Here is a 13,728-nt window from a genome sequence, read left to right on the forward strand (position 1 = left end):
CATTTCCTTACACCACCATCGACACCGCCAGGGGCAGGAGCACCGCCGTGGCCACGCCCATCAGACTCATTGCCAGCGCCGCGAAGGCACCACACTCTTCGTTTTCCTGCATGGCCACCGCCGTCCCCACCGCATGAGCCGTCATGCCCAGCGCCATGCCTCGCGCTTCGGGGCTGTGGACGCCAAGCCGGGTCAACAGGCTCGGGCCGAAGATTGCCCCGATGACCCCGGTGATCAACACGAACACCGCCGCCAGCGCTGCGACACCACCGATCTGTTCGGCCACCAGCATCGCAATGGGCGACGTCACCGACTTCGGCGCCATGGTCATCAGGATCATGTGCTCGGCGCCGAACGACCAGCCCAGCAGCACGCCCATGCCCGTGGCGACCACCCCGCCTATCACCAGCGTAGTAAATATCGGCCAGAACAACTGACGGATCCGCCGCAGATTGAGGTAAAGGGGCACGGCCAGCGCCACAGTGGCAGGGCCGAGCAGAATGCTGAGGATCTCGGTGCTCTTGCGGTACTCGGCGTAGGTCAGGCCACAGCCCACCAGCACACCGATGACCAGCAGCATGGAGACCAGCACGGGCTGCAGGAAGATCCAGCGGGTTTTCTCGAACGCCGCCAGCACCAGTTGGTAGGCGCCCAGGGTGATGCCGATGCCGAACAGGGGATGATGAATCACTGACGTCCATGCGCCTTGCCAGTCGAGGATCATTGCGCATCCTCGGAGTGGACGTGCCGCTTGACCATGCGCTGCATCAACACCCCGGCAAACGCCATCGACAACAGCAGCGACAACACCAGTGCGCCAACAATGGCCCAGAAGTCCGCGGCAATGTCCCGGGCGTAAACCATCACACCCACGGCCGGCGGCACCAGCAGCAATGGCAGGTAACGCAGCAGGCTGCTGGCCGCCAGGCTCAGCGGCTCCCCCACCTGCCCGCGGCAAATCAGGTACACCAGCAGAAGCAGCAGGCCAATGATCGGCCCCGGCAACACCGGCAGACACAAATGGTTGATGGCGGTGCCCAGCAATTGGAACAACACCAGCCAGGTCAGGCCACGTAGCAACATCGGTCCTCTCCCCCGTCAATTCACGCCCGGCATTATAAGCATGTCGGCGCTATGGACCGGCATTCGCCAAAAGCATGGTCGGTTGACCGGAGTTATCGGCCATGGTGATCTAAAGTGGTAATCCGGGAGGTCAAATCTCCACACCTGAAAACTATAAAACCGATGAATACAAGGAGAGTCTCAATGCCCTACGTTCCCGTTGCAGAGCTCAATGACTATGTCGGCAAGGAACTTGGACGTTCCGAATGGCTCACGATCGATCAGGCGCGCATCAACCTGTTCGCCGAAGCCACAGGAGACTATCAGTTCATCCACGTCGATCCGGTCAAGGCCGCGCAAACCCCCTTTGGCAGCACCATCGCCCACGGTTTCCTGTCGTTGTCGCTGATTCCCAAGCTGATGGAAGACATCCTCATCCTGCCGCAGGGCTTGAAGATGGTGGTCAACTATGGCCTCGACAGCGTGCGGTTCATCCAGCCGGTCAAGGTCGACTCCAAGGTGCGGCTCAAGGTCGACCTGACCGAGGTCACCGAGAAGAAACCCGGCCAATGGCTGCTCAAGGCCACCGCCACGCTGGAGATCGAAGGTTCGGAGAAACCGGCCTACATCGCCGAGCCGCTGTCCCTCTGCTTCGTGTAAAACCTGCGGGATGCGAAGCAGCGCATGCTGTTTCGCGACCTCTCTCTATATACAAGTCATTGAGCTGCGGCATACTCGGTCGCCTAATTGTCCGGATCCCGCTATGCGCTCACTTGCACTCCTTGCCCTGACCCTGATGCTCACCGCTTGCGGCGACGGCGAATCGCTGCTGCCTCCCGACGCGCGCCTGCCAGACGGCGGACGCTATCGCGGCGACCTGGTCGACGGGTTGCTGCAAGGCCAGGGCCGGGTCGATTATCCCAACGGCAGCTGGTACGCCGGCAGTTTCGACAAGGGCCAATGGCATGGCCAGGGCGAGTGGCATGGCAGCAACGGCGAGGTCTATCGCGGCAATTTCAACCTGGGCCTGTTCGACGGCCAGGGCACGCTGACCACCAGCGGCAGCAGCTACACCGGCGGATTCAAGGCAGGTCGGCGCGAAGGCGAAGGTAGCCTCAAGGAAAACGGCATGAGCTACCGTGGCGAATTCAGGGCCGATCAGTATTCGGGCCTCGGACGCCTTGAACTCGAAGACGGCAGCTCGTACCAGGGCCAGTTTGCCCACGGCAAGCCCAACGGCGAGGGCCAGCGCGGCGACGCCAGCGGCAATCAGTTCACCGGCCACTTCAAGGATGGACAACTGGAGGGTGTCGGCACCTTCAACAGCGCCGACGGCGATATCTACGTCGGTGGGTTCAAGAACAACCAGTTGCACGGCAAGGGCCGCTACGAGAACGCCGACGGTGATGTCTGGCTGGGCCAGTTCAAGGAAGGCTCACTGAACGGCAAGGGTGAGCTGATCGGTGCCGACGGCAGCCATTACATCGGCCAGTTCGTTGACTGGCGCTTCAGTGGCCAGGGCCGGTTGAACCTGTCCGATGGCAGCTTCTACATCGGCCAGTTCGACGCCGACAGCTATAAGGGTCGTGGCACCCTGGTGCTGACCGACGGTACGGTGCAGAGCGGTATCTGGGCCAATGGCCAACGGGTGCGCGACGCCGACGGCAAGCTGCTGCCCGACAGCCTCGAGCTCGGGCTGCTGGCCCAGGGTCGCCTGCTCGATGACGCGCTGGCCAATGTGCCGGCCTCCACGCCGGCGGTCGAGCTGTACACCTTGACCCTTGGTGGCGACGGCAAGCAAAGCGTGTTTCTGCGCGAATCCGATTACGTCAGCAACATGCTCGCCAGCCGTTTCGGTGCGTTCGGCCAGATCCGCCTGGTCAACCATCGCGAGCACCTGATCGACCGCCCCATGGCCACCCGGGAAAACCTGCGCCGTGCGGCCCTGACGCTGGCTGAACGCAGTGGGCCGGAAGACCTGGTCTTCATCTACCTGACCAGCCACGGCACCAGCGAGCACGAGCTGGTACTCGACCAGCCACGCATGGAACTGGCCGACCTGCCGGCGGACGAGCTCGCCGCCGTGCTCGCCCCCCTGAAAAACCGCGACAAGGTCATTGTGATTTCGTCCTGCTATTCGGGCGGCTTCATCCCGGCCCTCAAGGACGAGCGCACCCTGATCATGACCGCCTCGCGCGCCGACCGCGTGTCCTTTGGCTGCTCGGAAGAGGCCAACTTCACCTACTTCGGCGATGCCCTGTTCGCCCAGGCCCTGAACCAGACCGACGATCTGGAGCAGGCCTTCAAGCTGGCCAGGGCCACGGTGGCCGAACGGGAACTGGCCGACGGCTTCGAAGCCTCCGAACCCCAGATCTGGGCACCGAAAACCGTCCTTTCGCACTGGCAGCTTCTGCGCAAACAGCAGGCACGAAAAGCACTACAAAGTGTCTCTATCAACAGCGAGGATGCAGAGAGCAACTAAGCTGAACAGTATCAAGGGAGAAACACTATGTACTTGACGCCTCAGCATGTATTGCTTGCCGGAGCGACCGGACTGACCGGTGAACACCTGCTTGACCGCCTGCTCAACGAGCCGACCATCACCCGTGTTCTGGCCCCCTCACGCCGGCCGCTGGCCGAACACCCGCACCTGGAAAACCCGGTCGGCGACCCCGCCGTTTTCCTGCCGCAATTGAACGGTCGCGTCGATATCGCGTACTGCTGCCTCGGAACCACGATCAAACAGGCGGGCTCGGAAGAAGCCTTCCGCGCAGTCGACCTGGACATGGTCGTGGCCTTCGCCAAGCGGGCACGGGAAATGGGCGCGCGGCACCTGATCGTGATCAGCGCCGTGGGGGCCGACCGCCGGTCTTCGGTGTTCTACAACCGGGTCAAAGGCGAGATGGAATACGCCTTGCGGGCGCAGGACTGGCCGCAACTGACCATCTGTCGACCTTCGCTGTTGCTGGGCGAGCGTATCGAGCCGCGCCTGGCCGAACAGCTGGCCGGCCCGATATCGCGCTTGATTCCAGGCAAGTATCGAGGCATCGAAGCCTGCCAGCTGGCGCGCGCGATGTGGCGGCTGGCGCTGGAAGAACAGGATGGCGTGCGGGTGGTCGAGTCGGATGAATTGCGCAAGCTGGGCAAGTGACGCTGCGGCGACTGGGCGGGCGCTATAACCCGCCCGTCGCCTGAAAACTCACACCGATCACCGTCAACACCGACAGCGGCAACAGCAGCGTATCGAGCAAGGCGCTGGCCGGCAGGTCCACACCCGGATAGCTCGGCGCCTCTGCGCCAAAGCGGTCCATCGCGCAGCAACCACCGTTCAAGGCATACAGGTCCAGCCGGGTCCCCGCATACACCACCGGAGCCCCTGGCTTGGCGGCATCCAGCGTGCGTGCCGTGGCGCAGCCGGTCAATTGCACGACCAGCACCAGCGCCAGCAGCTTATTCATCGCTGCTCAGATGGTGTTCGCCCCAACGGGGCAGCATGTCCTGAGGGATGTTCAGCAGATTGAGAATCCGGGCCACGACGAAGTCGATGAGATCGTCGATGGTTTGTGGCTGATGATAGAAGCCGGGCGATGCCGGAAGGATCGTCACGCCCATGTTCGACAACTTCAGCATGTGTTCCAGGTGGATGCTGGAGTAAGGCGCTTCTCGCGGCACGAGGATCAGTTGGCGACGCTCCTTCAACGTGACGTCGGCCGCACGCTCGATCAGGTTGTTGCAGGCCCCGGTGGCGATCGCCGAGAGCGTGCCGGTGGAACAAGGCACGACCACCATGGCCGCAGGCGCACCGGAGCCCGAGGCCACCGGCGACATCCAGTCTTCCTTGCCGTACACACGAATCTGCCCATCGGCGGCGCCGGTGTACTCGGTGAGGAAGGCTTGCATCATCTGCGGCTTGGGCGGCAAGGTCACGTCGGTCTCGGTGGCCATCACCAGTTGCGCGGCCTTGGAGATCAGGAAATGCACCTCGCGATCCTCGCGAACCAGGCAGTCCAGCAGGCGCAAGCCATACTGGGCGCCCGACGCGCCGGTCATCGCCAGCGTGATGCGTTCCGGGCCGTTGTTCATTGCAGCGCCTCGGCCAGTTTGCCGTGCAGGCCGCCAAAGCCGCCGTTGCTCATGATCACCACATGCGTGCCCGGCTGTGCCTGACTTTTCACCCGCTCGATGATGCCTTCCAGCGAATCGCTGACAATCGAAGGCACCGTGCACAGCGCCGCCGTCGCGCCCAGGTCCCAGCCGAGGTTGGCCGGTGCGTACCAGATCACCTGATCGGCATCGACCACGCTTTCCGGCAAGCCGTCACGGTGAGCGCCGAGCTTCATGGAGTTGGAGCGCGGCTCGATGATCGCAATCAAGGGCGCATCACCAATGCGTTTGCGCAGGCCGTCGAGCGTAGTGGCAATGGCCGTCGGGTGGTGGGCAAAGTCGTCGTAAATGGTGATGCCACGCACTTCCGCCACTTTCTCCATCCGCCGCTTCACGCTTTTGAATGCGCTCAGCGCCGCAATGCCCATGGCCGGCACGACACCGACATGGCGCGCCGCAGCCAGGGTCGCCAGCGCATTGGCGACGTTGTGCTGACCGGTCATGTCCCACTCGACCACGCCTTGGGCCACGCCGTCGAACATCACTTCGAACTCCGAACCGTCTTCACTGAGCAATTTGACCTGCCACTGACCGCCTGCACCGGTGGTCTGCACGGGCGTCCAGCAGCCCATCTCGATCACGCGCTGCAAGGCCGGCTCGGTGGTCGGATGAATCACCAGGCCTTCGCTCGGAATGGTCCTGACCAGATGGTGAAACTGCCGCTCGATGGCCGGCAGATCGGGGAAGATGTCAGCATGATCGAATTCCAGGTTGTTCAGGATCGCCGTGCGTGGACGGTAATGCACGAACTTGGAGCGCTTGTCGAAGAACGCGCTGTCGTACTCGTCGGCTTCGATCACGAAGAAGGGTGTGCCGCCCAGCCGTGCCGACACCGAGAAGTTCTGCGGTACGCCGCCGATCAGGAAACCCGGACTCATGCCGGCGTGCTCCAGCACCCAGGCGAGCATGCTGCTGGTGGTGGTCTTGCCATGGGTGCCGGCGACGGCCAGGACCCAGCGACCTTGCAGCACGTGGTCAGCCAGCCATTGCGGGCCGGAAACGTAGGGCAGGCCCTTGTTCAATACGTATTCGACCGCCGGGTTGCCCCGGGACATGGCATTGCCGATCACCACCAGGTCAGGGGCCGGATCGAGCTGCGCCGGGTCGTAGCCTTGGGTCAACTCGATGCCCTGGGCCTCCAGCTGAGTGCTCATCGGTGGATAGACGTTGGCATCGGAGCCCGTCACGTGATGGCCCAGTTCCTTGGCCAGAACCGCCATCGAACCCATGAAGGTGCCGCAGATACCCAGAATATGAATGTGCATAGTCGACCTCGTAAAACATGGCCGCAGGTTAGCGTAGGGAGGGGAAAATCGCACCTTTGTTTCGGCGCAACGATGATGCCGGAGATTGCGGCGCCCCTTGATCCGATAAAAATGCTGTAAAACTTGATCCGTTCGCTGCGCGAGGCAATTGCCCGACCTTTGCTCTACGCTTAATGCACGCGCAAAAGCGCAGCTTCCTTATAAGTACAACAAGCCAAGGAGAACCCATCATGCGTTACGCTCACCCCGGTACTGAAGGCGCTATCGTTACGTTCAAGGGCAAATACGGTAACTACATCGGCGGCGAGTTCGTCGCGCCTGTCAAAGGTCAGTACTTCACCAATACCTCGCCAGTGAATGGCCAGCCAATTGCCGAATTCCCCCGTTCCACGGCCGAAGACATCGACAAGGCCCTGGACGCTGCCCACGCGGCAGCCGATGCCTGGGGCGCCACGTCCGCCCAGGCGCGCTCGCTGGTCCTGCTGAAAATCGCCGACCGTATCGAACAGCACCTGGAAACCCTGGCCATCACCGAAACCTGGGACAACGGCAAAGCCATCCGCGAAACCCTCAATGCCGACATCCCCCTGGCCGCCGATCACTTCCGCTATTTCGCGGGTTGCCTGCGCGCCCAGGAAGGCAGCGCCGCCGAGATCGACGGCAACACCGTGGCCTATCACATCCATGAACCGCTGGGCGTGGTCGGGCAGATCATCCCGTGGAACTTCCCGATCCTGATGGCCGCCTGGAAACTCGCCCCGGCCCTCGCCGCCGGCAACTGCGTGGTGCTCAAGCCTGCCGAGCAGACCCCGCTGGGCATCACCGTGCTGGTCGAACTGATCGGCGACCTGCTGCCACCGGGCGTCCTCAACGTCGTACAAGGTTTCGGCAAGGAAGCGGGCGAAGCCCTGGCCACCAGCAAACGCATCGCCAAGATCGCCTTCACCGGCTCGACGCCGGTCGGTTCGCACATCATGAAATGCGCGGCAGAGAACATCATTCCGTCCACCGTGGAACTGGGCGGCAAATCGCCGAACATCTTCTTTGAAGACATCATGCAGGCCGAGCCGACCTTCATCGAAAAAGCCGCCGAAGGCCTGGTCCTGGCGTTCTTCAACCAGGGCGAAGTCTGCACCTGCCCTTCCCGTGCCCTGGTGCAGGAATCGATCTACGACGAGTTCATGAAAGTGGTCATGAACAAGGTCCTGCAAATCAAACGCGGCGATCCGCTGGACACCGACACCATGGTCGGCGCCCAGGCCTCCGAGCAGCAATTCGACAAAATCCTCTCCTACCTGGAAATTGCCAAGGGCGAAGGCGCCGAGTTGCTGACCGGCGGCAAGGTGGAAAAACTCGAGGGTAACCTGGCAAGCGGCTACTACATCCAGCCAACCCTGCTCAAGGGCACCAACAAGATGCGCGTGTTCCAGGAAGAAATCTTTGGCCCGGTGGTGAGCATCACCACCTTCAAGGACGAAGCCGAAGCCCTGGCCATCGCCAACGACACCGAGTTCGGCCTGGGCGCCGGCCTCTGGACCCGTGACATCAACCGCGCCTATCGCATGGGCCGCGCCATCAAGGCCGGTCGTGTGTGGACCAACTGCTACCACCTGTACCCGGCGCACGCCGCGTTCGGCGGTTACAAGAAGTCCGGCGTCGGCCGTGAAACCCACAAGATGATGCTCGATCACTACCAGCAGACCAAAAACCTGCTGGTGAGCTACGACATCAACCCGCTGGGCTTCTTCTGAAAACCGGGGCGACACAGACAGGTCTGTGTCGCCCATTCGATCGTTATCGCGAGCAGGCTCGCTCCCACAAGGTCGGCGACGACCCTGTGGGAGCCAGCCTGCGCAATGACGTCCTGCCGGACTCCAACCCTGTTGAAGGCTGTGGCTCAAGCCTTGCATGTTTGCAACACCTTTCCGCGGCAAGCCAACCCGACTTCAGGAGGACACGCCCCATGGCCTCGTTTGCCCATTCAATTGGCGCCCAGACCTATCGCTTCGACAGCCTGAAGGACGTCATGGCCAAGGCCAGTCCGGCGCGCTCCGGGGACTTCCTGGCGGGAGTGGCTGCACTCAACGATGGCGAACGTGTCGCCGCACAGATGGCCCTGGCGGACATTCCCCTGACCCACTTCCTGCAGGAAGTGCTGATTCCCTACGAAGCTGATGAAGTCACCCGACTGATCATCGACACTCACGACAAGCACGCCTTCGCCGCCGTCAGCCACCTGACCGTCGGTGGATTGCGCGACTGGCTGCTCAGCGAGGCCGCCGACGAACAGAGCCTGCGCGCCCTGGCCCCCGGATTGACGCCGGAGATGGCCGCTGCGGTGTCGAAGATCATGCGGGTGCAGGATCTGGTCCTGGTGGCGCAGAAAATCCGCGTGGTCACGCAATTTCGCGGCACCATGGGCCTGCGCGGACGCCTCTCCACCCGCCTGCAACCCAACCACCCCACCGACGAACCGGCCGGCATTGCCGCGAGCATTCTCGACGGACTGCTGTATGGCAACGGCGACGCGATGATCGGCATCAACCCGGCCACCGACAGCATTGCCTCGATTTGCGCGCTGCTGGAAATGCTCGACGCGATCATCCAGCGCTACGAAATCCCGACGCAGGCCTGCGTACTGACCCACGTCACCACGTCCATCGAAGCGATCAATCGAGGCATCCCACTGGATCTGGTGTTCCAGTCGATCGCCGGCACCGAAGCGGCCAACGCCAGCTTTGGCATCAATCTGAACCTGTTGCAGGAAGGCTACGACGCCGGGCTCAGCCTCAAGCGCGGCGGGCAGAACCTGATGTATTTCGAGACCGGCCAAGGCAGCGCCCTGTCGGCCAACGCCCATCACGGCGTCGATCAGCAGACCTGTGAAACCCGCGCCTACGCCGTGGCACGCCATTTCAAGCCGTTCCTGGTGAACACCGTTGTCGGGTTCATCGGCCCGGAATACCTCTACAACGGCAAACAGATCATTCGCGCCGGCCTCGAGGACCACTTCTGCGGCAAACTGCTGGGCGTGCCGATGGGCTGCGACATCTGCTACACCAACCATGCGGAAGCCGACCAGGACGACATGGACACCCTGCTGACGCTGCTGGGCGTGGCCGGCATCAACTTCATCATGGGCATCCCCGGCTCCGACGACATCATGCTCAATTATCAGACCACCTCGTTCCACGACGCGCTCTACGCCCGGCAAACCCTTGGCCTGCGCCCGGCACCGGAGTTTGAACAATGGCTGGCGAACATGGGGATTTTCACTCAGGCAGACGGCAGGATTCAGTTCGGCAGCCAACTGCCACCGGCGTTTCGCCAGGCCCTGGCGCAATTGGGATGAGTACCGAGATGGATAAACCTGCTGCTGACCTGCAAGACCCGTTACTGGACCTGCGCCGCCTGACCCCCGCACGCATCGCCCTGGGTCGTACCGGTATCAGCCTGCCCACCGGCGCGCAACTGGACTTCCAGTTCGCCCACGCCCAGGCCCGGGACGCCGTGCACCTGGCGTTCGAGCATGCCGAGCTCAGTGCGCAACTGGCCGAAGATGGCTACAACACCCTGCTGGTGCACAGTGCGGCAGCGAATCGCGACACCTACCTGCAACGCCCCGATTTGGGGCGCAAGCTGAGCGACGCCTCGGTGCAGACCTTGCGCGACTACGCCTCGACCCATCCCGACGGCCTTGATCTGGCGATAGTGGTGGCTGATGGGTTGTCGGCCCTGGCGGTTCACCGGCATGCGGTACCGTTCCTGGCGCGGATGCAAGAGCAGATCGCGGTCGAAGGCTGGGCGGTGTCGCCGGTGGTGCTGGTGGAGCAAGGCCGGGTCGCCATCGCCGATGAAATCGGTCAGTTGCTGAACGCCAGAATGGTGGTGATCCTGATCGGCGAACGCCCTGGCCTGAGCTCGCCAGACAGCCTTGGCTTGTATTTCACCTACAATCCCAAAGTCGGCCTGACCGATGCCCATCGCAACTGCATTTCCAACGTGCGGCTGGAGGGCTTGAGTTACGGCATGGCTGCACACCGCCTGCTGTACCTGATGCGTGAAGCCTGTCGGCGCCAGCTGTCGGGCGTCAACCTAAAGGACGAGGCGCAGGTGCAGACACTGGCCTCGGACGAAGGGACAAGCACGCAGGGTAATTTCCTACTGAGCACGCCGAAAACCTGAACCGTTTCCGCATTGCGTTTCTGCGTCCGTTTCAGGCAGGATCGAATCACGGCCGCCAAGGGTTTCCTATCGCCGTCACGATGTAAGACAGCCACTTGAAGACGAGACCTATCGATGCGGATTATTCAAGCGACCCTCGAACACCTGGACCAGTTGACCCCGCTGTTCGTCAAATACCGTGAATTTTATGGCTCCCTGCCCTATCCGGATTCGTCCCGGGCCTTTCTCGAGAAACGCCTGCGTCGCAAGGAATCGGTGATCTACCTGGCCTTGTCCGATGACGAAAAACTGATGGGTTTCTGCCAGCTGTACCCCAGTTTTTCCTCACTCTCGCTCAAGCGCGTGTGGATTCTCAACGACATCTACGTCGCCGAAGATGCCCGTCGTCAGTTGGTGGCCGACAACCTGATCCGTACCGCGAAAAAATTGGCCAAGGAAACCAATGCCGTGCGCATGCGCGTGTCCACCAGCAGCCATAACCTGGTGGCGCAGAAGACCTACGAGTCCATCGGTTTCAAGGAAGACACCGAGTTCAAGAACTACGTCTTGCCGATCAGCGACGAGCTCTGAGCTCCAGCCCGGCGCAGGAGCGAGCTCGCTCCTGCAGGCAGGGCCGTGCGCTATCCACCCCGACGACATCCCCCGCTACAAACTCGACGCGCTTTTCACCTGTCTGCCCGTATAATGCGGACCTTTCCGGCTTGTAAGAAAAACTACATTCCTGTGTAGCCTTACGTGAAGTCTTCCGCACAGGCCTGCCGAGTCGGGCCGTCACCACAGGTGCCCTCATGGATTTCAACCCGCTCGATCTTATCCTGCATCTCGATGTGTACCTCGACTTGCTGGTGAACAACTACGGGCCCTGGATCTACGCCATCCTGTTCCTGGTCATCTTCTGCGAGACCGGTCTGGTGGTAATGCCCTTTTTGCCGGGCGACTCGTTGCTGTTCATTGCGGGCGCTGTAGCAGCGGGTGGCGGCATGGACCCCGTGTTGCTCGGTGGCCTGCTGATGCTGGCGGCCATCTTGGGTGACAGCACCAACTACGTCATCGGCAGGACCGCGGGCGAGCGCCTGTTCAGTAATCCGAACTCGAAAATCTTCCGCCGCGACTATTTGCAGCGGACCCACGAGTTCTATGACAAGCACGGTGGCAAGACCGTGACCCTGGCGCGTTTCCTGCCGATCGTCCGTACCTTCGCACCGTTCGTCGCCGGCGTGGCGAGAATGCCTTACCCGCGTTTCTTCTTTTTCAGTGTGCTGGGCACCATTCTCTGGGTCGGTGGCCTGGTGACACTCGGCTATTTCTTCGGCAACGTGCCATTTATCAAGAAGAACCTGTCGCTGCTGGTCGTCGGCATCATCCTGCTGTCCCTGGTGCCGATGATCATCGGCGTATTCCGCAGTCGCTTCGGCGGCGCCGCGTCCAAAGCCGAACCGCACTGACCGATGTGGTCGCTCAGCGCCTGGCGGCGTCGACGCATCCTGGCCAAACACCCGATTGCCGATGAAATGTGGCAGCGGGTACGCCATCACCTGAGCTTTCTCGACGGCATCAGCGCAGAGCAAGACCAGTGGCTGCGCGAAGCCAGCGTACTGTTTCTCGAAGACAAGGCCCTGACCGCCCTTCCCGGCGTCGAACTGCATCAGGAACAGCGCCTGCTGCTCGCGGCCCAGGCGCAATTGCCGTTGCTCAACCTCGGCGATTTGAACTGGTATCAAGGCTTTCACGAAATCGTCCTTTACCCCGACGATTTCCTCAGCCCGCAGCGCCATCGCGATGCCAGTGGCGTCGAACACGAGTGGGACGGCGAACACAGCGGTGAAGCCTGGCAGCAAGGGCCGGTCATTCTCGCCTGGCCCGGCGTGATGGCCAGTGGTGGCTGGGAAGGCTACAACCTGGTCATCCACGAACTGGCGCACAAACTCGACATGCTCAACGGCGACGCCAACGGCCTGCCGCCGCTGCACCCTGATATGCGCGTCAGTGATTGGGCCCGTGTCATGCAAGCCGCCTACGACGACCTCGACCAGCAACTGGAGCGCGACCCGGACGCCGAAACCGCCATCGACCCCTACGCGGCGGAAAACCCGGCCGAGTTCTTCGCCGTCACCAGCGAATACTTCTTCAGCGCTCCGGATTTGCTGCACGAGGCCTATCCAGAGGTTTACCAGCAGTTGCAGCTGTTCTACCGGCAGGACCCACTGGCCCGCCTGCGGCAACTTCTGGACGAAGACCCGGTCTATCAGGCACGCCACCAGCTTTCGACTTAGGTCTAGCCGACTTCTGGTCCATAGCGCCCACGGCGGAATATGCCTATAATCGCCGCCACTTTTTGGTCAACTAACCGGGGGCACAGCCCAATGAGCTACAGCAAGATTCCAGCTGGCAAAGACCTGCCGAACGACATCTACGTCGCGATCGAGATTCCGGCCAACCACGCGCCGATCAAATACGAAATCGACAAAGACAGCGATTGCCTGTTCGTTGACCGTTTCATGGCCACCCCGATGTTCTACCCGGCCAACTACGGTTACATCCCCAACACCCTGGCCGACGACGGTGATCCCCTCGACGTGCTGGTCGTGACCCCGTACCCGGTCGCGCCAGGCTCGGTGATCCGCGCGCGTCCAGTCGGCATCCTGAACATGACCGACGACGGCGGCGGCGACGCCAAGGTCATCGCGGTCCCACACGACAAGCTGTCCCAGCTGTACGTCGACGTGAAGGAATACACCGACCTGCCAGCACTGCTGATCCAGCAGATCGAGCACTTCTTCGCGAACTACAAGGATCTCGAAAAAGGCAAATGGGTGAAGATCGAAGGCTGGGCCGGCGCAGACGCCGCTCGCGAAGCGATCACCAAGTCGGTTGCTGCCTATAAAGGCTAAGAGCAGCGGTCAGCCGCAAGCTTCAAGCCCTGAGAAAACCCCGGTTGATCCGGGGTTTTTTGGGTCTGCCGGAAAGTCTTTAAACGCATCGTTTAACAACTTGGCGTTTCTGTTTTTCTTGTTTAATTTCCACAAGATACGTCTTACATGAGGACGCAAAT

General features: G+C 61.8%; 15 protein-coding genes. 10 read left to right on the forward strand and 5 right to left on the reverse strand.

The genetic code is table 11. From position 1 onward, the window contains the following. Positions 1-7: 7 nt before the first annotated feature. Positions 8-724 (reverse strand): LrgB family protein, encoded by a 717-nt coding sequence (locus QIW53_RS15335; RefSeq protein WP_371050466.1) that lies wholly within the window; start codon positions 722-724, stop codon positions 8-10. Continuing rightward, positions 721-1,083, reverse strand: a complete 363-nt coding sequence (locus QIW53_RS15340; protein WP_371050467.1) for a CidA/LrgA family protein — start codon at positions 1,081-1,083, stop codon at positions 721-723. The genes QIW53_RS15335 and QIW53_RS15340 overlap by 4 nt, the downstream gene beginning before the upstream one ends. A gap of 183 nt (positions 1,084-1,266) precedes the next feature. Between QIW53_RS15340 and QIW53_RS15345 the strand changes: the two genes are divergently transcribed. From QIW53_RS15345 to QIW53_RS15355, 3 genes are all read left to right on the forward strand, one after another. Then, complete coding sequence (locus tag QIW53_RS15345; RefSeq protein ID WP_192309221.1) at positions 1,267-1,722, forward strand: MaoC family dehydratase; 456 nt, start codon at positions 1,267-1,269, stop codon at positions 1,720-1,722. Positions 1,723-1,825: 103 nt separating this feature from the next. After that, entirely contained in the window at positions 1,826-3,544 is a 1,719-nt protein-coding gene (locus QIW53_RS15350) for a C13 family peptidase (protein ID WP_371050468.1), read from the forward strand. Positions 3,545-3,571: 27 nt separating this feature from the next. Continuing rightward, a complete protein-coding gene (locus tag QIW53_RS15355) occupies positions 3,572-4,213 on the forward strand; it encodes an oxidoreductase (RefSeq protein WP_371050469.1) in 642 nt (213 codons plus the stop codon). 22 nt (positions 4,214-4,235) lie between these two features. On the opposite strand, the gene QIW53_RS15360 is transcribed toward QIW53_RS15355, so the two are convergent. From QIW53_RS15360 to mpl, 3 genes are read right to left on the reverse strand one after another with little or no spacing between them, the layout of a single operon-like run. Then, positions 4,236-4,520 carry a YceK/YidQ family lipoprotein gene (locus QIW53_RS15360; RefSeq protein ID WP_371050470.1) on the reverse strand — a complete coding sequence of 95 codons (285 nt, stop codon included), beginning with the start codon at positions 4,518-4,520 and terminating at the stop codon, positions 4,236-4,238. Next, positions 4,513-5,145 carry a flavin prenyltransferase UbiX gene (ubiX, locus tag QIW53_RS15365; RefSeq protein ID WP_042732905.1) on the reverse strand — a complete coding sequence of 211 codons (633 nt, stop codon included), beginning with the start codon at positions 5,143-5,145 and terminating at the stop codon, positions 4,513-4,515. Before ubiX ends, QIW53_RS15360 begins: the two co-directional genes overlap by 8 nt. Continuing rightward, a complete protein-coding gene (gene mpl, locus QIW53_RS15370; protein ID WP_371050471.1) occupies positions 5,142-6,491 on the reverse strand; it encodes a UDP-N-acetylmuramate:L-alanyl-gamma-D-glutamyl-meso-diaminopimelate ligase in 1,350 nt (449 codons plus the stop codon). The genes ubiX and mpl overlap by 4 nt, the downstream gene beginning before the upstream one ends. Positions 6,492-6,721: 230 nt before the next feature. Between mpl and exaC the strand changes: the two genes are divergently transcribed. The 7 genes from exaC to ppa all read left to right on the forward strand — a co-directional run bounded on the left by exaC (position 6,722) and on the right by ppa (position 13,567). Continuing rightward, entirely contained in the window at positions 6,722-8,242 is a 1,521-nt protein-coding gene (gene exaC, locus QIW53_RS15375; protein ID WP_371050472.1) for an acetaldehyde dehydrogenase ExaC, read from the forward strand. Positions 8,243-8,454: 212 nt separating this feature from the next. Next, positions 8,455-9,843 carry an ethanolamine ammonia-lyase subunit EutB gene (locus QIW53_RS15380; protein WP_371050474.1) on the forward strand — a complete coding sequence of 463 codons (1,389 nt, stop codon included), beginning with the start codon at positions 8,455-8,457 and terminating at the stop codon, positions 9,841-9,843. Beyond that, complete coding sequence (gene eutC / locus QIW53_RS15385) at positions 9,840-10,676, forward strand: ethanolamine ammonia-lyase subunit EutC (RefSeq protein WP_371050475.1); 837 nt, start codon at positions 9,840-9,842, stop codon at positions 10,674-10,676. Before QIW53_RS15380 ends, eutC begins: the two co-directional genes overlap by 4 nt. Before the next feature lie 114 nt (positions 10,677-10,790). Continuing rightward, the gene (locus QIW53_RS15390; protein ID WP_371050476.1) at positions 10,791-11,246 is read left to right on the forward strand and encodes a GNAT family N-acetyltransferase; all 456 of its coding nucleotides are present in this window, start codon (positions 10,791-10,793) and stop codon (positions 11,244-11,246) included. 218 nt (positions 11,247-11,464) lie between these two features. Next, positions 11,465-12,121 (forward strand): DedA family protein, encoded by a 657-nt coding sequence (locus tag QIW53_RS15395; protein ID WP_371050477.1) that lies wholly within the window; start codon positions 11,465-11,467, stop codon positions 12,119-12,121. Between the two features lie 3 nt (positions 12,122-12,124). Then, on the forward strand, positions 12,125-12,949 hold the full coding sequence (locus QIW53_RS15400) for a zinc-dependent peptidase (RefSeq protein ID WP_371050478.1): 825 nt from the start codon (positions 12,125-12,127) through the stop codon (positions 12,947-12,949). A 90-nt stretch (positions 12,950-13,039) separates the two neighbouring features. Further along, positions 13,040-13,567 carry an inorganic diphosphatase gene (gene ppa, locus QIW53_RS15405; RefSeq protein WP_007990564.1) on the forward strand — a complete coding sequence of 176 codons (528 nt, stop codon included), beginning with the start codon at positions 13,040-13,042 and terminating at the stop codon, positions 13,565-13,567. Positions 13,568-13,728 lie beyond the last annotated feature (161 nt).

Origin of the sequence: Pseudomonas fluorescens (assembly GCF_041354075.1) — a bacterium.
GTDB classification, from domain to species: Bacteria; Pseudomonadota; Gammaproteobacteria; order Pseudomonadales; family Pseudomonadaceae; genus Aquipseudomonas; species Aquipseudomonas fluorescens_CE.

Excerpts from the sequence above, each read along its gene's own strand:
- mpl (WP_371050471.1), bottom strand. The coding sequence starts at position 6,491 with ATGCACATTCATATTCTGGGTATCTGCGGCACCTTCATGGGTTCGATG.
- ubiX (WP_042732905.1), bottom strand. The coding sequence starts at position 5,145 with ATGAACAACGGCCCGGAACGCATCACGCTGGCGATGACCGGCGCGTCG.
- exaC (WP_371050472.1), top strand. The coding sequence starts at position 6,722 with ATGCGTTACGCTCACCCCGGTACTGAAGGCGCTATCGTTACGTTCAAG.
- QIW53_RS15335 (WP_371050466.1), bottom strand. The coding sequence starts at position 724 with ATGATCCTCGACTGGCAAGGCGCATGGACGTCAGTGATTCATCATCCC.
- QIW53_RS15390 (WP_371050476.1), top strand. The coding sequence starts at position 10,791 with ATGCGGATTATTCAAGCGACCCTCGAACACCTGGACCAGTTGACCCCG.
- QIW53_RS15380 (WP_371050474.1), top strand. The coding sequence starts at position 8,455 with ATGGCCTCGTTTGCCCATTCAATTGGCGCCCAGACCTATCGCTTCGAC.
- QIW53_RS15400 (WP_371050478.1), top strand. The coding sequence starts at position 12,125 with ATGTGGTCGCTCAGCGCCTGGCGGCGTCGACGCATCCTGGCCAAACAC.
- QIW53_RS15350 (WP_371050468.1), top strand. The coding sequence starts at position 1,826 with ATGCGCTCACTTGCACTCCTTGCCCTGACCCTGATGCTCACCGCTTGC.
- QIW53_RS15340 (WP_371050467.1), bottom strand. The coding sequence starts at position 1,083 with ATGTTGCTACGTGGCCTGACCTGGCTGGTGTTGTTCCAATTGCTGGGC.
- QIW53_RS15355 (WP_371050469.1), top strand. The coding sequence starts at position 3,572 with ATGTACTTGACGCCTCAGCATGTATTGCTTGCCGGAGCGACCGGACTG.
- QIW53_RS15360 (WP_371050470.1), bottom strand. The coding sequence starts at position 4,520 with ATGAATAAGCTGCTGGCGCTGGTGCTGGTCGTGCAATTGACCGGCTGC.
- QIW53_RS15345 (WP_192309221.1), top strand. The coding sequence starts at position 1,267 with ATGCCCTACGTTCCCGTTGCAGAGCTCAATGACTATGTCGGCAAGGAA.
- ppa (WP_007990564.1), top strand. The coding sequence starts at position 13,040 with ATGAGCTACAGCAAGATTCCAGCTGGCAAAGACCTGCCGAACGACATC.
- QIW53_RS15395 (WP_371050477.1), top strand. The coding sequence starts at position 11,465 with ATGGATTTCAACCCGCTCGATCTTATCCTGCATCTCGATGTGTACCTC.
- eutC (WP_371050475.1), top strand. The coding sequence starts at position 9,840 with ATGAGTACCGAGATGGATAAACCTGCTGCTGACCTGCAAGACCCGTTA.